The following is a 14,375-nucleotide window of genomic DNA, read 5'->3' as shown; positions in this document are numbered from 1 at the left end:
CTCAGGTTCTCGACGTTGTCCGGCAGGGTGTAGTCGCGCCAGGCAATGATGACCGTGTCGACGCCGCCGCCGGGCGCCTCGACGACCTGATCGCTCGATTGCCAGATGTGGTAGGTGTCGTCGCCGGTGCCGCCGGTCAGGACCGCACCACCCTTGTCCCAGCCCCAGATGTCGTCGTGCCCGGCCGTGCCGCTCAGGGCCTGGACGGCATTGTTGGCCTTGATCGTGTTCGTCGGTGCCACGCTGGCCCGCGCCGGCTCGTTCACCACGACGGGTGGAGCGACGATTACAGGCGGAGCGACGATTACAGGCGGAGCAACGACGACCGGCGGCTCCGGGGGCGCCGGCGGTACGGCCACTTCGGGAGGCTGCGGCGCGGGGGGCGCAACGACCACGGGCGGCGTTTCGGGCGCCACGGAATCCTCCAGGACGAAATCGCCTGACGTGAGGGCATTCCCGGCATGGACGGCGGTGAAGCGACCGACGGCCGTGCCATGCTCGCGAATCTCGTAGGTGTGTAGCGTACCTTGACGGGCGATCTCGACCACGTTGGCATCGGCGGCAAAGCCGCGGAACACCAGCGTGTCCCCGCCGGCGGCGCCGGCCCCCTGGAAGTCGGTGATCCGGTCGAGGGCCGTGCCCGTCAGGCCGGCCGTCCCGGCCAGATCCGCGTTGCTGAAGACGAAGCGGTCGGCTCCGGCCCCGCCCGTCAGCAGGTCGACGCCGAGCCCACCGGTGATGATGTCGTTGCCGGCGCCGCCGTTGATGGTGNCGAAGTCGGTGATCCGGTCGAGGGCGGCGCCCGTCAGGGTGGCCGTCCCGGCCAGATCCGCCTTGCTGAAGACGAAGCGGTCGGCTCCGGCCCCGCCCGTCAGCAGGTCGACGCCGAGCCCACCGGTGATGATGTCGTTGCCGGCGCCGCCGTTGATGGTGTCGTTGCCCGACGCCCCGATGATGATGTCGTCACCGTCCTGGCCGGCGATGAGCTGCGCCCGCGTCCCGCGCGAGGAGAGGTCGATCCGGTCGGCACCCGCGGTGCCGGCGGTGTACTGGGCCGCCAGGGGTGCGATCGGGCCGCTGCTCGAACTGACCGGTGCGGTTGCGGAAACCACCGGCGCGAGCGTGCTCGACGCCGCCGGCGTGATCAGCGCTTCCGGCGAAGGCTTGACCACGGACGCCTCCGACGCCTCGAACACGAAGTCAGATCGGAAGAGCGTNAGGGGTGCGATCGGGCCGCTGCTCGAACTGACCGGTGCGGTTGCGGAAACCACCGGCGCGAGCGTGCTCGACGCCGCCGGCGTGATCAGCGCTTCCGGAGAAGGCTTGACCACGGACGCCTCCGACGCCTCGAACACGAAGTCGCCTGACGTGAGCGCCTCTCCGGCATGGACGGCGGTGAAGCGGCCGACGGCGACGCCGTGCTCGCGGATTTCGTAGGTGTGCAGCGCGCCCTGCCGACTGACCTCGACCACACTGGAATCGGTGGCGAAGCCCTGGAGGACGATGGTATCGCCCCCGGCGACGCCGGCGCCCTCGAAGTCGGTGATCCGGTCGAGGGCGGCGCCCGTCAGGGTGGCCGTACCGGCGAGATCCGCCTTGCTGAACACGAAGCGGTCGGCCCCGGCTCCGCCCGTCNAAGTCGGTGATCCGGTCGAGGGCGGCGCCCGTCAGGGTGGCCGTACCGGCGAGATCCGCCTTGCTGAACACGAAGCGGTCGGCCCCGGCTCCGCCCGTCAGGGTGTCGACGCCGAGCCCGCCGGTCATGATGTCGTTTCCGGCGCCACCGTTGATGGTATCGTTGCCCGATGCACCGATGATGATGTCGTCACCATCCTGGCCGGCAATCAGTTGTGCGCGCGTCCCGCGCGACGAGAGGTCGATCCGATCCGCACCTGCGGTGCCGGAGGTGTACTGAGCCGAAAACAATGCCGTGTCCGCCATGGGTCGCTGACTTTCTTGCGATCGATGACGGATCATGAGAACGGCTAAGTTAATACAGAGCAAATACTGCCTTTGGTTCCATCGTCTGAATCGGCAGAGTATTTCTCTCGTTAAAGAAGAGTACCGCCAGGCCGACAAATTAATCGAACCCTTTCGCTCAAAGGCTTAGGGGCAAGGGTGGCCGGTGGCGGATGGCCTTCCGTCAGCGGTTCCATCCCGAGGCGAGAGGGTGAGGATCGTCCCCGAAGCGGCCTTGCTCGTCGGCGTCACGCTTCGCTGGAGATCGGGCGCATCCGGGGCGCTACCGGGGCGACCGCCCTCGCCTGCATGACGGAGTCCTCGCCTGCATGACGGAGTCCTCGCCTGCATGACGGAGTCCTCGCCCGCATGACGGATCGGGGGCCGGTTTCCGGCGGTTCCGTCCAGCCGGATCAGAGGCTGGCGCGATCGCTCGGCCGACCGGTAAGACTCACGTGGTCACGCTCCCTCTGCCCAGCAGGAACAGAGCTGCGCCGATGACGAGAAGGCTTTTCGACAGGAACGAGAATCCGGAAACGCCCTCGCCGTCGTCCAGGGATCGCAGATAGGCGACCTGGGCGAACATCGCCGCCCAGTACGCGGACCACAGGGCGAGGACGGACATCATCCCCATCGGCGCGGCACGCTCCCAGAATCCCGCCGGGCGATCTAGGCTTCGACCCGCCGCTCATGCCGCCAGAGCGCGACCGCATGCCGGCGCGCCTCGTAGGCCCGGCGCACGGGCGTGCCGTCGGCGCCGCGGCCCTCCTGGCTGTAGCCGAACCGGAGCACGCCGTCCGGACCGTAGAGACGCGTCATCTCGGAACGCCAGGCCTGATCGGTGCGCGCCAGAACCGCTTCGGTCTCGGCCAGTCGGTTCGTCTGCATCGGGGCTCTCTCGCGGGGCTGAATGCAGGTCTAACGCGCGCCGAGGCCATCCGGTCCCGAGCCCGTCCCTCCTCCCCATCGCATCATACGCGACCCGGCGACCGCGCATGCACAGGTGAGTCGCGTGCAAGGTTGAGTCGCGTGCAAGGTTCGCGCCCAAGGGAGCTTCCGGCCTCGACGGCTCAGCCCTTCGGCGCGGCCTGCGTCGGCGCGGGCGACGCCCCCGGCGACGCGAGAGCGCTCTTCGGCATCAGCATGTGCACGCCCTTGTTGCCGTCCACCGTCTGGGTGATGCGCAGGTTTCCGGCGAGCGAGCACAGCATGTAGGCCTGGTTGCGGGTGAGGCTCGTGCGATCGCAGACGTGCCGCACCATCTCGCGCACGGCCTGGCGCATCGCCTCGTCGAGGCTCTCGTGCAGGCCGATCGACATCAGGTCGGTGGGCGTCTCGGCGAAGGGCCAAGCATAGCCGAGGTCCTTGCGCACGGTGAGGCGGAAGGTGCCGGTCAAGCCGGTTTCGAGGGCGGTGATGCAGACCTCGCCGTCGCCCTGCACGCCGTGGCCGTCGCCCGCATAGAAGCCGGCGCCCGGATTGTAGACCGGCAGGTAGAGGGTGGTGCCGACCTTGAGTTCCTTGTTGTCCATGTTGCCGCCGAACCCGCGCGGGACCGGGGTGCCGACCCGGCCCCAGGCGGCGGGGGGCGCCGTGCCCATGATGCCGAAGAACGGATCGAGGGGCAGCTCCGTACCCCAGGGCAGCACGGCGACGCCGCGGGCCACATCGATGTCGGGGTGGATGGTCTCGTAGTCGGTGAACTCGTCCGGCAGGGTGCCGAGGAGCGGCAGGATCGCCACGAAGCCCCAATCCATGCGGAATTTCAGGTCCAGGATCTCGACCTGGAGCACGTCGCCCGGCTCCGCCCCGCGCACATGGACCGGCCCGGTGACGAAGTGGGGGCCGGGTCCCTGCGCGAGCGTGTCGAGGGCGAGGCGATAATCGGCCGGCACGCGGGCGGGATCGGGGTGCAGGGATTCCCGGCCGCCGGCCGGAAACGAGTGCAGCGTCACGGTATCGCCGGAGGCGATCTCCAGGACGGGCGGCAGGGCGGCGTCGAAGTAGCCCAGCGCCATGGTTTCGGGGGTCGCGGGAATCTCGTGGTGCTGCGACATGCGGGGTCCTTGCTGTGTCGGATCAGACGGTGATGTGACGCGAGACGGCGTTGTGGTTCAGGGTTTCGCGGCTGCCATGCTCGACCACGCTTCCGCGCGCGAGCACCACGAAGGCATCGGCGAGGCGGATCGCGAAATCGAGGTACTGCTCCACCAGCACCACGGTGATCCGGCCCTTGAGACCCGCGATCACGCCCTCGATGGCCGAGACGATGGAGGGCTGGATGCCCTCGGTCGGCTCGTCGAGGAGCAGGACGCGCGGCCGCGTCGCCAGCGCGCGCGCGATGGCGAGCTGCTGCTGCTGGCCGCCGGAGAGGTTTCCACCCGGTCGATGCCAGAGGTCGCGCAGGGCGGGGAACAGGGCGATCGCCTCGTCGACGGCGTCGCCTCGCTCCAGCCCGTGCGCGCGCGCGGCGACGCGCAGATTCTCCGCCACGGTGAGGTCGGCGAAGATCTCGCGGCCCTGGGGCACGATGGCGAGGCCCGCGCGGGCGCGCCGGTCGGAGGGCAGGCGCGTGATGTCGGCGCCGTCGAGACGGATCGTCCCGCCACTCGCCGGGATCAGCCCGGTCAGGCAGCGCAGCAGCGTGGTCTTGCCGGCGCCGTTGCGGCCGAGCACGGCGAGGCAGGCTCCGGGCGCAACGGCGAGGTCGACGTTCCGCAGCACCTGGGCGCTGCCGTAATGCTGGTCGAGCCCCGAGACCGCGAGGCCGGCCGGGCGGGGGGGACAGGGCGTGCTCATCGGCCGAGGAACACCTCGATCACGCGGGCATCGGCCCGGGCGGCGGCCATGCCGCCCTCGAACAGGGTGCGGCCCTCGTGCAGCACCGTCACCCGGTCGGCGACCGCCTCGACGAAGGCCATGTCGTGCTCGATCACCAGGATGGCGCGATCCGGCCGGCGCAGGGTGGCGATGAGTTCGGCGGTCCGGGCCGTCTCGGCATCCGACAGGCCCGCCACCGGCTCGTCGAGGAGGATCACGCGCGGCTCGGACGCCAGCACCATGCCGATCTCCAGCCACTGCTTCTCCCCATGCGCCAGGGCACCGGCCAGCGCACCGGCCCGGGCCTCCAGGCCGGTCTCCGCGAGCGCCGCCGCGATGCGGTCCGCCTGCGCGCCCGGCGGGCATCCGGGACCGCAGCCGAGGCTCAGGTTCTCGCGCACCGTCAGGGCCGGGAAGACGCTCGGCTTCTGGAACTTGCGCCGCACGCCGGCCCGGGCGATCGCGGCCTCCCCGTGCTGGGTGAGATCGAGACCGTCGCCGAGGACGATGCGCCCGGATCGCGGCCGGGTGATCCCCGTGATGGCATCGAGCAGCGTGGTCTTGCCCGCGCCGTTGGGGCCGATCACCGCCCGGACCTCGCCGGCATCGACGGCGAGCGACAGGTCATCGAGGGCGCGAAAGGCCCCGAACACCACGGAGAGGCTGTCGACCACGAGGGCGCTCATCGAAGCCCGCCTCCGCGTCGAAGCCATGTGGGCTTGAGCCATGTGGGCCGAAGCCCTGTTTGCTTGAGCGATGCGGGCCGGAGCCGGAGCGCGGCGAGGTCGAGCAGCCCGTTGGGCAGGCCCAGCACCACCGCGAGGACGAGGCCCGAGAGGATGAAGGGCCAGGCCTCCGGCATCGCCGCGCTGAGCCAGAACTTCAGGGCGTTCACCGCCACGGCGCCGATCACCGCGCCGCCGAGCCGGCCCATGCCGCCGATGGCGACCCAGACCGCGATCTCGATGGACAGGTCGGGGCTCAGCACCCGCGGATTGATGATGCCGACCTGGGGCACGTAGAGGAGGCCGGCCAGCGCCGCGATGACGGCCGAGAGGCACCAGATGCCGAGCTTCAGGCGGGTGGTGCTGTAGCCGAGGGTGCGCAGCCGCGCCTCGTCGTCCCGGCAGGCGAGCATGCGGCGGCCGATCGGACTCGCCACGAGAACCTTGGCACCGACGAGCACGCCCGCCAGGGTCAGAAGGGCCGCCACCGCGAGGCCCGTGACCACGCCGGGGCTGCCCATCGGCCAGCCGAACAGGACGGAGAAACCCGTCATGCCGTTGTTGCCGCCGAGCCCGGTATCGTTGCGGAACATCAGCAGCATGGCGACGTAGACCAGCGCCTGGCTGATGATCGAGAAGTAGACGCCGTTCACCCGCGAGCGGAACGAGGCAAGGCCGAACACGAAGGCGACGGCCGCCGCCAGACCCAGCGCCAGGACCAGGGCGTAGGGCGCGCTGGTCAGGCCGGTCCAGTAGGCCGGCAGGCTCTTCCAGCCCATGAACTGCATGAGGTCCGGCGCCGTGCCGGTGACCGCGTAGGCATGGGCCAGCAGGTGCATGGCGCAGACGTATCCGCCGATGGCGAAGAACAGCCCGTGCCCGAGGCTGAGGATGCCGAGATAGCCCCAGACGAGGTCGAGGGAGACGGCCAGGATGGCGAAGGCCGCGAGCTGCCCGACCATGTTGACCAGGTAGGGGGCGGGCTGGAGCAGCACGAGGCCGAGGGCCGCCGCCAGCACGAGGACGACGAGGCTCGCCAGCAGCGGGTCGCTCCCCAGAGCGGGGCCGATCCGCCGGACGGCCGGGACACGCGGCGACAGGTCCACGGCGCCGCTCATCGCCGGCGCCTGACGGCGAACAGGCCCTCGGGCCGGCGCTGCAGGAACAGGATGATGCCGGCGAGCACGATCACCTTGGCGGCGACCGCCCCGTAGAGCGGCTCGATCAGCACGTTGGCGCTGCCGATGCCGAGCGCCGCCACCAGGGTGCCCGCGACGGTGCCGACGCCGCCGAGCACCACCACCATGAAGCTGTCGACGATGAAGTTCGCGCCCATGCCGGGATTCACGCTGTAGATCGGGCAGAGGGCGACGCCCGCGAGGCCGGCCAGCCCCGAGCCGAAGCCGAAGGCGAGCCGGTCGACCCGCCGGGTGCGGATGCCGAGGCAGGCGGCCATGTCGCGGTTCTGCGTCACCGCGCGGATGTCGAGCCCGAGCGGCGTCCGCTTCAGGATCACGAGGGTCAGCGCCAGGGTGGCGACCGCGAAGGCGATGGCGAAGAGGCGATTCCAGGTCACCACGAAGTCGGCATAGAGCGGCACGCCGCCGCTGACGTAGGACGGCATGGCGAATTGCAGGTTCTGCGATCCGACCGCGACCCGTACCCCGTTGATGAGGAACAGGCTCACGGCCCAGGTGGCGAGCAGGCTCATCAGCGGGCGCCGGTAGAGGTGGCGCAGGATCAGCGCCTCGATGGCGATGCCGACCGCCGCCGAGGCCAGGAACGCCACCGGGATCGCGGCCAGCAGGTACGCGTCGAGCCAAGCCGGGGCGAGACGCCGGAGGACCTCCTGCACGCCGTAGGTGGCGTAGGCGCCGATCATGATGAACTCGCCCTGGGCGAGGTTGATGACGCCCATCAGCCCGAAGATGATGGCGAGGCCGGCGGCCGCCATGAACAGGATGCTGGCGAAGCTCAGGCCGTTGTAGAGCACGGCGAGACCGTTGCCGATGGACACGGCCCGCTCGACCCGGGCGAGGGCGGCGTCGAGGGCGCTGCGGAAGGCGGGATCGCTGCCGTAGGCCGCGTCGGTCTTGAGGGCGGAGAGCCGCGAGAACGCCGCGCCCGAGGGCGCCTCCGAGACGGCCCGGATCGCCGCGAGGCGGCGCGCCGGGTCCGGCGACGACAGGGCGGCGGATTGCGCGACGGCCGCGAGGCTGGCCCGGAGGCCGGGATCGGTCTCGGCGGAGGCCGCGCGCAGGAGGAACGCTTCCGGCACGGCGCCGATGCGGCGCTCCAGGATGGACAGGCCGGCCCGGCGCGCCTCGACGCTCGGGCCGGTCAGCAGGGCCGCCGCCCCGGAAGCGGTCTCCACGAGGGCGCGCTGGCGCAGGCCGAGCACCGGCGAGCGCCCGCCGGCGGCCGGACGCGCCGTCCCGGTGGCGGCCTCGACGCCTTCGGCGGCGCCGGCACGGTCGAGCAGCAGGGCGGTCTCGCCGAGGCAGGCGAGGCGCCGGTCGAGGAGCGCGCGCAAGGCCGCGCCGGCCCAGGCGATCTCGGCGGCCTCCGCCTCCGCGGCGCGGTGCAGGAAGGCCTCGACGGCCTTCGTCTGCGCCGCGCCGTCCCCGCACAGGGCGGCGGCGAAGGGGCCGCGCTCGAGCGGCGCATCCGCCGCGAGGGCCGGCGGCATCATCAGGCTCGCGCCCCACGCCAGGAGAGCAACGAGACCGAGCCGTCTCACCCCCTCAACCATACGGGCTGAACGGCACGGGCTTGGGGGCGTCGGGCGATTGCCAGAGGATGTCGAAGCCCTGCTTCTCGTTGACCGAGCCGATGAAGACCCCGCGGGCGACGTAGTTGTTCTCGGCCCCCATGGTCAGGGTGTAGCCGGACGGATCGGCGAAGCTGAGGCCCGGGAAGGCCTTGCGCACCTCCGGCACGTCGAAGCTGCCGGCCTTGGCGGCGGCGAGCGCCCAGAGCTGGACGCTGTCATAGGCCGAGACCATGGGGTCGATGACGGTGTCGGCGCTGAAGGGCACGGACTTGGCCTTCACGTAGGCCGCCCATTCGGACAGGAACCGGGTGTTGGCCTCGGCCTTGGCGGCCTGGAGATAGGCCCAGCAATTGAGGTGGCCGACCAGCGGCGCGGTATCGAGGCCCTCGAGGTCGGCCTCCACCATGTCGAGGCCGAGGATCGGCACGTCGGTGGCGCGGATGCCCTGGTTGGCGAATTCGCGCAGGAAATCGGGAATCGACGAGCCGACCACGGTGAGCACCACGATGGGCTGCCCACCGGGTTGCGCGGCGAAGCTGCGGATCTGGTTCACCAGAGTCTGGAAGTTGGAGAAGCCCAGCGGCACGTATTCCTCGCGCCACGCGGTTTCGGGCACGCCCTTGGATGTCCAGTAGGCCTTGAGCTGCTTGTTGATGGTGCGCGGCCAGACGTAGTCCGAGCCGATCATGAAGAAGCGCTTGGCGCCGACCCCCTCGGCCCCCATCAGGTAATCGACCGCCGGCAGCACCGAGCTTGCCGGGGGCGAGTTCACGTAGACGATGTTCTTCGAGTTCTCGTCGCCCTCGAAATGCAGCGGGTAGAACAGCAGCCCGTCGTTCTGCTCCACCACCGGCAGGACGGATTTGCGCGAGACGGAGGTCCAGCAGCCGAACAGGGCCGCGACCTTTTCCTGCTGCAGCATCTGCCGGCCGATCTGCGCGTAGAGGGGCCAGTCGGAGGCCGGGTCCGAGGTCACGACCTCGATGCGCCGGCCGTTGACGCCGCCCTTGGCGTTGAGGCCCTCGGCCGCCATCCGCACCACGTGGTTCAGGCGGCCCTCGATGTTGGCCATGGTGCCCGAGGACGAGAACAGGCAACCGAGCTTGACCGTGTCGGCGGCCCAGGCCGGCCGGATGAGGGCCGGGGCGGCCAGGGCCGCCGCCGCTCCCAGAAGGCTGCGTCTCGTGAATTCGACCATCGCTCTCGCCTCGTTCCGTGACGCCGCGATTGTCCGAGCTGAGGGCGTGAGGAGGAAGGCCAAATAGGCTGCACGGCGCCCGTGCCTTGCGTAAAACCCAGGCGTTCCGCTCAAGGTGAGTGCGCCCGGGTGCGACAAACGTCAAAAGTTGCACAATCGGCCGGACGGCACACCTTTGCGCGTCGATTGACCGACGGTTCGTTTCTTGCTGGAGGCCGTTCCGGATACCGACTCGATTGGCTCCTGCGCATGCGGCGATCCCGACATACCGATCAAGAGATCGCCTTCCTGTTGCGGGAGGCGGAGAACGGAACGGCCATCACGGCGATCTGCGCCGCTGCGCATGTCTCGGTCGGGACCTTCTACCGCTGGCGCCGACGTTTCGGGGGTCTGCCGCCGGCCGGCGTCCTGCACCTCGGAGAGGTCGAGCGCGAGAATGCACGGCTGCGCAGCGAGGTGACGGCTCTGCGGCGCGCGCTGCTCGCCTCGGTTCCGGGAGAGCGCGCCGGGAGAACGCAGCCGCCGTCGACCGGGCTGGCTGCATCGGCCGGGCGGCCCGCATCGGTCATGACACCGCCCCGCTTCAGAGGCGGTCACGCCTCGGTCGGGCGCTATGCCGGTCTCAGGACCGCGCGCTGACGATGAACGGACGAGGCGCCGCGATGGGCAGGCCTCAGCGGCCCCCATCGATCCACACGTCGATTCCCATGCCGGTGATGCGGACCGGATAGGTCCGAAGCTCCCGGACGTGCCATCCGGGCGAGACGGCACCGCCCGGGAGGGTGACCCACGCCGGGTGCCGGGGCCGAACAGGCGTCCGGCCACGCACCGGCCGAGAGCCTGATCCGCCTGACGACGAAGATCACGGCCGCGCCGGCGCAGCGCCGGGCGCCGGACGGGTTGCTGGCGTGGTTTCCTCCCGTGGGCTCCGTGTCGGTGGCGGTCCTCTCAGAATCGAAGCGGCAGGCGAGACCCGGCGGAACCCGGACCGATGGCGTCGCCGTGGCTCAGGCGTTCGGTTTGTTAAGTCCAGCCGCGTAAGTCCGGGAGCCCGAAAATTCGGGCGTACAAGATCAACGTCATCGGGGGCATCGCTATCATGAAGAGATTTGCATCGAGGATCTGCACATCGGCTGTGTTCGGCCTCGCGCTGTGCGCGAGTCTGCCTGCTCTGGCAGGCGGCGCCGGCAATTACAGCGTCAAGGGCAGCAACGGAGAGCCGGACACCGAATATTCCGGTACGCTGATCATCGTCCAGACCAGCAAAGACACCTTCAAGCTGAGCTGGAACATTGCCGGCGACAAGTACACCGGCTACGCCGTGGGGGACGCCCGGATCATGGCGGCGAGCTTCACCAGCGACGGCACCAGTGGAACGGCACTTCTCGTCGAGGACGACGCGGGTGGCTACAAGAGCATCTGGGCCTTCAACGGCGAGAAGCGCATGGGCTACGAGATGATCAAGCCCAAGCCGTAGCCCGATCGCGCCGTAGCCCGATCGCGCCGTAGCCCGATCGCGCCTTGGCCTGATGAAGCTTTGGCCTTTTCACGCCCGCCCGGTTCCGGCCGCGGCGGGTTCGGTCGGTCGACGCCGTGGCCTCAGCGATCCTCGATCAGGTCTTCGACCGACTGGATCTTCGTTTCCAGTTCGACGATCCGCTGGAGGACGGCCTGGCAGGGGGGCCGTTCGTCGGCCTCGGCGTCCAGCAGCAGAACGTCCTGCTCCGCCCTCAGGCGTGCGACGACCGCTTCCAGCTCTGACGTGACACGATCCGACATGATCGGAGAAATCCCGCCCGCTCCGGACTGTTCCGACACGCGGGCGCCGCAGCGTTGATGAATCCTTTCCGCAACACCGACCGCAGACGTCACCACGAAACCCGGACTTGACCACGAAACCCAGACTTGACCACGAAACGCAGACTTCGGCGCTCGCTGCCCTATCTCCCCTGGGAGCAGGAATGAGGAGCGCCCATGCCGACACCGCCGAGCCACGTCGTCGACCGCATCGAGACCAAGGCGGCCAAGCTTGCCGAGCGCGACCGCGTCGCCGAGGCGGCCTGGTCCGAATTGCGGGAATCGCTCCAGGCGCGCGACGAGAAGACGGAGCGGCTCAAGGCTCAGCGGCTGGCCAAGCAGCTCGAACGGCAGGCCTGATCCGGACGATGCCGGACGATGGCGAGACGCCCCAGGCGCGAGAGCGCGAGGCTCGAGGGCTCGAGGTTCAGAAGCTCGAACTTCTGACCGGCCTGTACGAGGTCGCCATCGGCCGGCTGTTCGAAACGGTCCCGGGCGGCGACGAGGCCAAGCGCCGGTTCGCCGCGGATGTCCGCCAGCTCCTGGAGGTCACGCGGGAACGCCAGCCCGATGGCCCGGCCGTCCAGACCTACGAAGCCCTGCTGCGCCGTCTCGGTGCCGCCCCGCCGGATGCGGCCGGCGGCCTCGGCGTGGTGCCGACCCCCGAGCAGGGCCTACCGCCATCCGGGTCCGGCGCGTAGGCGAACCGGCGGGCGCATCCGTTCGGTTGTTTCACGCCGACGCCATCCCTCGAAGCGGCCCTCCTTCAGGCGGCCCGCGTCAGTGGTGCGATGGCACAGCGGGATTCACCCTGGGCCTTGCCCTGGGCCTTGGCCTCGTAGAGGGCCTTGTCCGCCACGGAGAGCAGTCGGGGCAGGTCGGTGCCGTGTTCGGGCGCCAGGGCGATGCCGATGCTGACGCCGATCCGTGCCGTCCGGCCGCCCTCCAGGGCATAGGGCTCCGAGATCCGGGCCGCGATCGCCTCGCCGAAACCGATCAGCGCCGAGGGGGCGAGGCCGTCGGCCAGGACGACGAACTCGTCGCCACCGAGCCGGGCGGCGACGTCGCCCGGCCCCGTGCCCGCCCGCAGGCGATCGGCGACGGATTGCAGCAGAGCGTCGCCGACCCCATGCCCGTGGGTATCGTTGACGGTCTTGAAGCCGTCGAGGTCGAGGTAGAGAAGCGCCTTCGGGGCATCGCCGCGCGCCTCGATCGCCTCCGCCAGTCCGGCCCGGTTGGGCAGGCCGGTCAGGATGTCGTGATGGGCCCGGAAGGCGTTCTCGCGCTCGGCCCGCATGGTCGCCACCAGCAGCTTGTTCAGGCGAAAGCCCGCCGCGCTCATGCTGGCGAGGTAGAACGGGATCTGCAGGAAGGTGATGAGCAGGATCGGCTCGCCGGTGAACGGCGCGGCGAGGCAGCAGCAGCCCAGCGTCAGCACGATCATCGCGCCGGCGAGGCGCGGCGCCCCGAAATTGCGGAACGAGATGCCGCCCACCATGGCGGCCGCCGAGAGGCAGGCCAGGGTCGCCACCACCCAGTCGCCGCTGATCAGGCTGATCAGGGTGCCGTAGCCGACGCTGGCCGCCCAGGCGAGCCCGAGCACCAGGTAGAAATCCGTCGGTGTCCGGCGCCGCGCGGTCGCGGCGCGGTGGGCGATCACCAGCACGACGAGGCGCGTGAGGCAGATGGTGTATTCGAGGGCGCACCAGATCAGGAATTCCGGCCGGGGCAGCCGGAGCGCCACCAGGGTCGAGACCGCGATCGTGTTGAGAACGCCGCCGGCGAAGATCGGAAACGTGCCGAACAGGCTGCGGATCAGGGCCGCGCGGATCTCGAGGGGAACGTCCGGACCCGCATCCGTCAGCCAGCGCGTGAGGCGCCAGGACGGGAGGCTGAACGACCGGGCATCGGTGTGCATCGAAGGACCTGGCATTCGCGAACGGCGATCGGCGTCGGAGAGGGTTCCGCAGTGCCCCCCGCCGCCGGTCCCCGCAGGCTTGATGGCCCGGTTCGGTTAAGATTCACGCCACACTCTCCTTCACAGGCGCGCCCTACCGCGGCGACCCGGATCGACCCTCCAGCCGCGCCGCGCTCCACCAGCAGATCCGCCGGCAAGGTGGCCGGGAACGCGTCGTCGGAGGAGAGGCGCTCAGGTCGTGTACGGCGCGTGCCAGAGGCCCGTCATCGTCACGGTCGCGGTGTAGGCGAGATGGCCGGATTCATCGCGTACGGAGGCCTGGAACGTCTGCTGATCGTTCTTCGGCAAGGCGTCTTTCACGATCTCCGCCAGAGCCTTCAGGATCTCGTCGCGGCCCGCAGCCGCATCCCGAAGGTCGAAGGCGTCGCCTTCGACCACACGCAAGTGATTACAATCAAAGTCGAAATAGAATCGCGGCATCAAACATCGGCTCTGGAATAGGGATAAACTTCAACAATCATACGATAAGATCGACCATCTGTCGCGGATATTACGGGTCGTTTGAATTATGTCTGCTGCAACACATAGGACTATCGGTCGAGCTTCGCCTGCTCCTTCAGCGGCCCGGGCTTCCTGTCCTCCGGTAGAATGCGCTGCAGGTGCGCGTGGACGATCCCGGCGCTGAAGGGCTTCTCGATGAAGCAGGCGGTCTCCGGCAGGTCGCCCGGGCCGGGTGTCTCGTGGCCGGAGGCGACCACGATGCTGATATGCGGGTAGTCCGCAGCGGTGACGCGGGCCAGGGCGAAGCCGTCATGCGCGCCCTGAAGGCCGACGGCGGTGAACAGCAGGGTCACGGCGGCGCCGTGCTGGCGCAGGATCACCACGGCCGCGTCGCCGGTGGCCATGTCCAGCACCCGGAAGCCCGCATCCTCCAGGATGTCCACGGCGTCCATCCGCACGAGGGCGTTGCTCTCGACCACCAGGGCGAACGACGGAGGGGACGAGGATCGGGTGCTTGCCATCTGGGCGATACGCCCGAGGTCGCGAAAAGCTCCGCGCGGCCGCTCGATCGCGCGTGATTTCGGCCCCAAAAATCTTGACTGCACGAAATCTTGATCGCTTAAGATTTCATTCGCCTGAAATCTTGACTGCTCTGAAACGCGATCGTCCGCGACGCTGATCGCT

General features: G+C 69.7%; 16 protein-coding genes and 3 pseudogenes. 4 read left to right on the top strand and 15 right to left on the bottom strand.

The window, feature by feature from the left end; all coding sequences use genetic code 11:
* From ASF60_RS26215 to ASF60_RS13770, 11 genes and pseudogenes are all read right to left on the bottom strand, one after another.
* Positions 1-767: pseudogene (locus tag ASF60_RS26215) on the bottom strand (hypothetical protein); the annotation flags it as partial.
* A gap of 5 nt (positions 768-772) precedes the next feature.
* Positions 773-1,112 (bottom strand): annotated as a pseudogene (locus ASF60_RS26210) (hypothetical protein); the annotation flags it as partial.
* Between the two features lie 524 nt (positions 1,113-1,636).
* Positions 1,637-1,941, bottom strand: a pseudogene (locus ASF60_RS26205) (hypothetical protein); the annotation flags it as partial.
* Positions 1,942-2,410: 469 nt separating this feature from the next.
* Positions 2,411-2,593, bottom strand: coding sequence for a hypothetical protein (locus tag ASF60_RS13805; protein ID WP_056185737.1), 183 nt, complete (start codon positions 2,591-2,593; stop codon positions 2,411-2,413).
* Between the two features lie 35 nt (positions 2,594-2,628).
* Positions 2,629-2,847, bottom strand: a complete 219-nt coding sequence (locus tag ASF60_RS13800; RefSeq protein WP_056185735.1) for a hypothetical protein — start codon at positions 2,845-2,847, stop codon at positions 2,629-2,631.
* A gap of 182 nt (positions 2,848-3,029) precedes the next feature.
* Positions 3,030-4,016, bottom strand: coding sequence for an acetamidase/formamidase family protein (locus ASF60_RS13795; protein WP_056185732.1), 987 nt, complete (start codon positions 4,014-4,016; stop codon positions 3,030-3,032).
* Between the two features lie 22 nt (positions 4,017-4,038).
* Positions 4,039-4,758, bottom strand: a complete 720-nt coding sequence (gene urtE, locus ASF60_RS13790; RefSeq protein WP_056185729.1) for an urea ABC transporter ATP-binding subunit UrtE — start codon at positions 4,756-4,758, stop codon at positions 4,039-4,041.
* A complete protein-coding gene (locus ASF60_RS13785) occupies positions 4,755-5,465 on the bottom strand; it encodes an ATP-binding cassette domain-containing protein (RefSeq protein WP_056185726.1) in 711 nt (236 codons plus the stop codon). The genes urtE and ASF60_RS13785 overlap by 4 nt, the downstream gene beginning before the upstream one ends.
* Entirely contained in the window at positions 5,462-6,622 is a 1,161-nt protein-coding gene (gene urtC, locus ASF60_RS13780) for an urea ABC transporter permease subunit UrtC (RefSeq protein ID WP_082507953.1), read from the bottom strand. The genes ASF60_RS13785 and urtC overlap by 4 nt, the downstream gene beginning before the upstream one ends.
* The gene (gene urtB, locus ASF60_RS13775) at positions 6,619-8,244 is read right to left on the bottom strand and encodes an urea ABC transporter permease subunit UrtB (RefSeq protein WP_244478431.1); all 1,626 of its coding nucleotides are present in this window, start codon (positions 8,242-8,244) and stop codon (positions 6,619-6,621) included. Before urtB ends, urtC begins: the two co-directional genes overlap by 4 nt.
* A 4-nt stretch (positions 8,245-8,248) precedes the next feature.
* Positions 8,249-9,475, bottom strand: coding sequence for a transporter substrate-binding protein (locus ASF60_RS13770; protein ID WP_056185722.1), 1,227 nt, complete (start codon positions 9,473-9,475; stop codon positions 8,249-8,251).
* A gap of 249 nt (positions 9,476-9,724) precedes the next feature.
* Between ASF60_RS13770 and ASF60_RS13765 the strand changes: the two genes are divergently transcribed.
* Both ASF60_RS13765 and ASF60_RS13760 read left to right on the top strand, forming a co-directional pair.
* Positions 9,725-10,114 (top strand): transposase, encoded by a 390-nt coding sequence (locus ASF60_RS13765; protein ID WP_056185719.1) that lies wholly within the window; start codon positions 9,725-9,727, stop codon positions 10,112-10,114.
* A gap of 496 nt (positions 10,115-10,610) precedes the next feature.
* Positions 10,611-10,952, top strand: coding sequence for a hypothetical protein (locus ASF60_RS13760; RefSeq protein ID WP_056185717.1), 342 nt, complete (start codon positions 10,611-10,613; stop codon positions 10,950-10,952).
* A gap of 122 nt (positions 10,953-11,074) precedes the next feature.
* On the opposite strand, the gene ASF60_RS13755 is transcribed toward ASF60_RS13760, so the two are convergent.
* Positions 11,075-11,254 carry a hypothetical protein gene (locus ASF60_RS13755; protein ID WP_056185714.1) on the bottom strand — a complete coding sequence of 60 codons (180 nt, stop codon included), beginning with the start codon at positions 11,252-11,254 and terminating at the stop codon, positions 11,075-11,077.
* 195 nt (positions 11,255-11,449) lie between these two features.
* Here ASF60_RS13755 and ASF60_RS13750 point away from each other — a divergent pair, with 195 nt between their 5' ends.
* Both ASF60_RS13750 and ASF60_RS13745 read left to right on the top strand, forming a co-directional pair.
* A complete protein-coding gene (locus ASF60_RS13750; protein ID WP_056185710.1) occupies positions 11,450-11,632 on the top strand; it encodes a hypothetical protein in 183 nt (60 codons plus the stop codon).
* 8 nt (positions 11,633-11,640) lie between these two features.
* The gene (locus ASF60_RS13745) at positions 11,641-11,973 is read left to right on the top strand and encodes a hypothetical protein (protein ID WP_244478430.1); all 333 of its coding nucleotides are present in this window, start codon (positions 11,641-11,643) and stop codon (positions 11,971-11,973) included.
* A gap of 65 nt (positions 11,974-12,038) precedes the next feature.
* On the opposite strand, the gene ASF60_RS13740 is transcribed toward ASF60_RS13745, so the two are convergent.
* From ASF60_RS13740 to ASF60_RS13730, 3 genes are all read right to left on the bottom strand, one after another.
* Positions 12,039-13,190: a GGDEF domain-containing protein gene (locus ASF60_RS13740; RefSeq protein WP_056185707.1), complete on the bottom strand. Its 1,152-nt coding sequence runs from the start codon at positions 13,188-13,190 to the stop codon at positions 12,039-12,041.
* A gap of 231 nt (positions 13,191-13,421) precedes the next feature.
* Positions 13,422-13,670, bottom strand: a complete 249-nt coding sequence (locus tag ASF60_RS13735; RefSeq protein ID WP_056185704.1) for a DUF6894 family protein — start codon at positions 13,668-13,670, stop codon at positions 13,422-13,424.
* Between the two features lie 110 nt (positions 13,671-13,780).
* A complete protein-coding gene (locus ASF60_RS13730; RefSeq protein ID WP_056185700.1) occupies positions 13,781-14,212 on the bottom strand; it encodes a response regulator in 432 nt (143 codons plus the stop codon).
* Positions 14,213-14,375 lie beyond the last annotated feature (163 nt).

The organism is Methylobacterium sp. Leaf113, assembly GCF_001423325.1.
Taxonomy (GTDB): Bacteria; Pseudomonadota; Alphaproteobacteria; order Rhizobiales; family Beijerinckiaceae; genus Methylobacterium.
The sequence above is the reverse complement of the archived record's forward strand: the minus strand, read 5'-3'. Positions and strand labels throughout refer to the sequence as shown.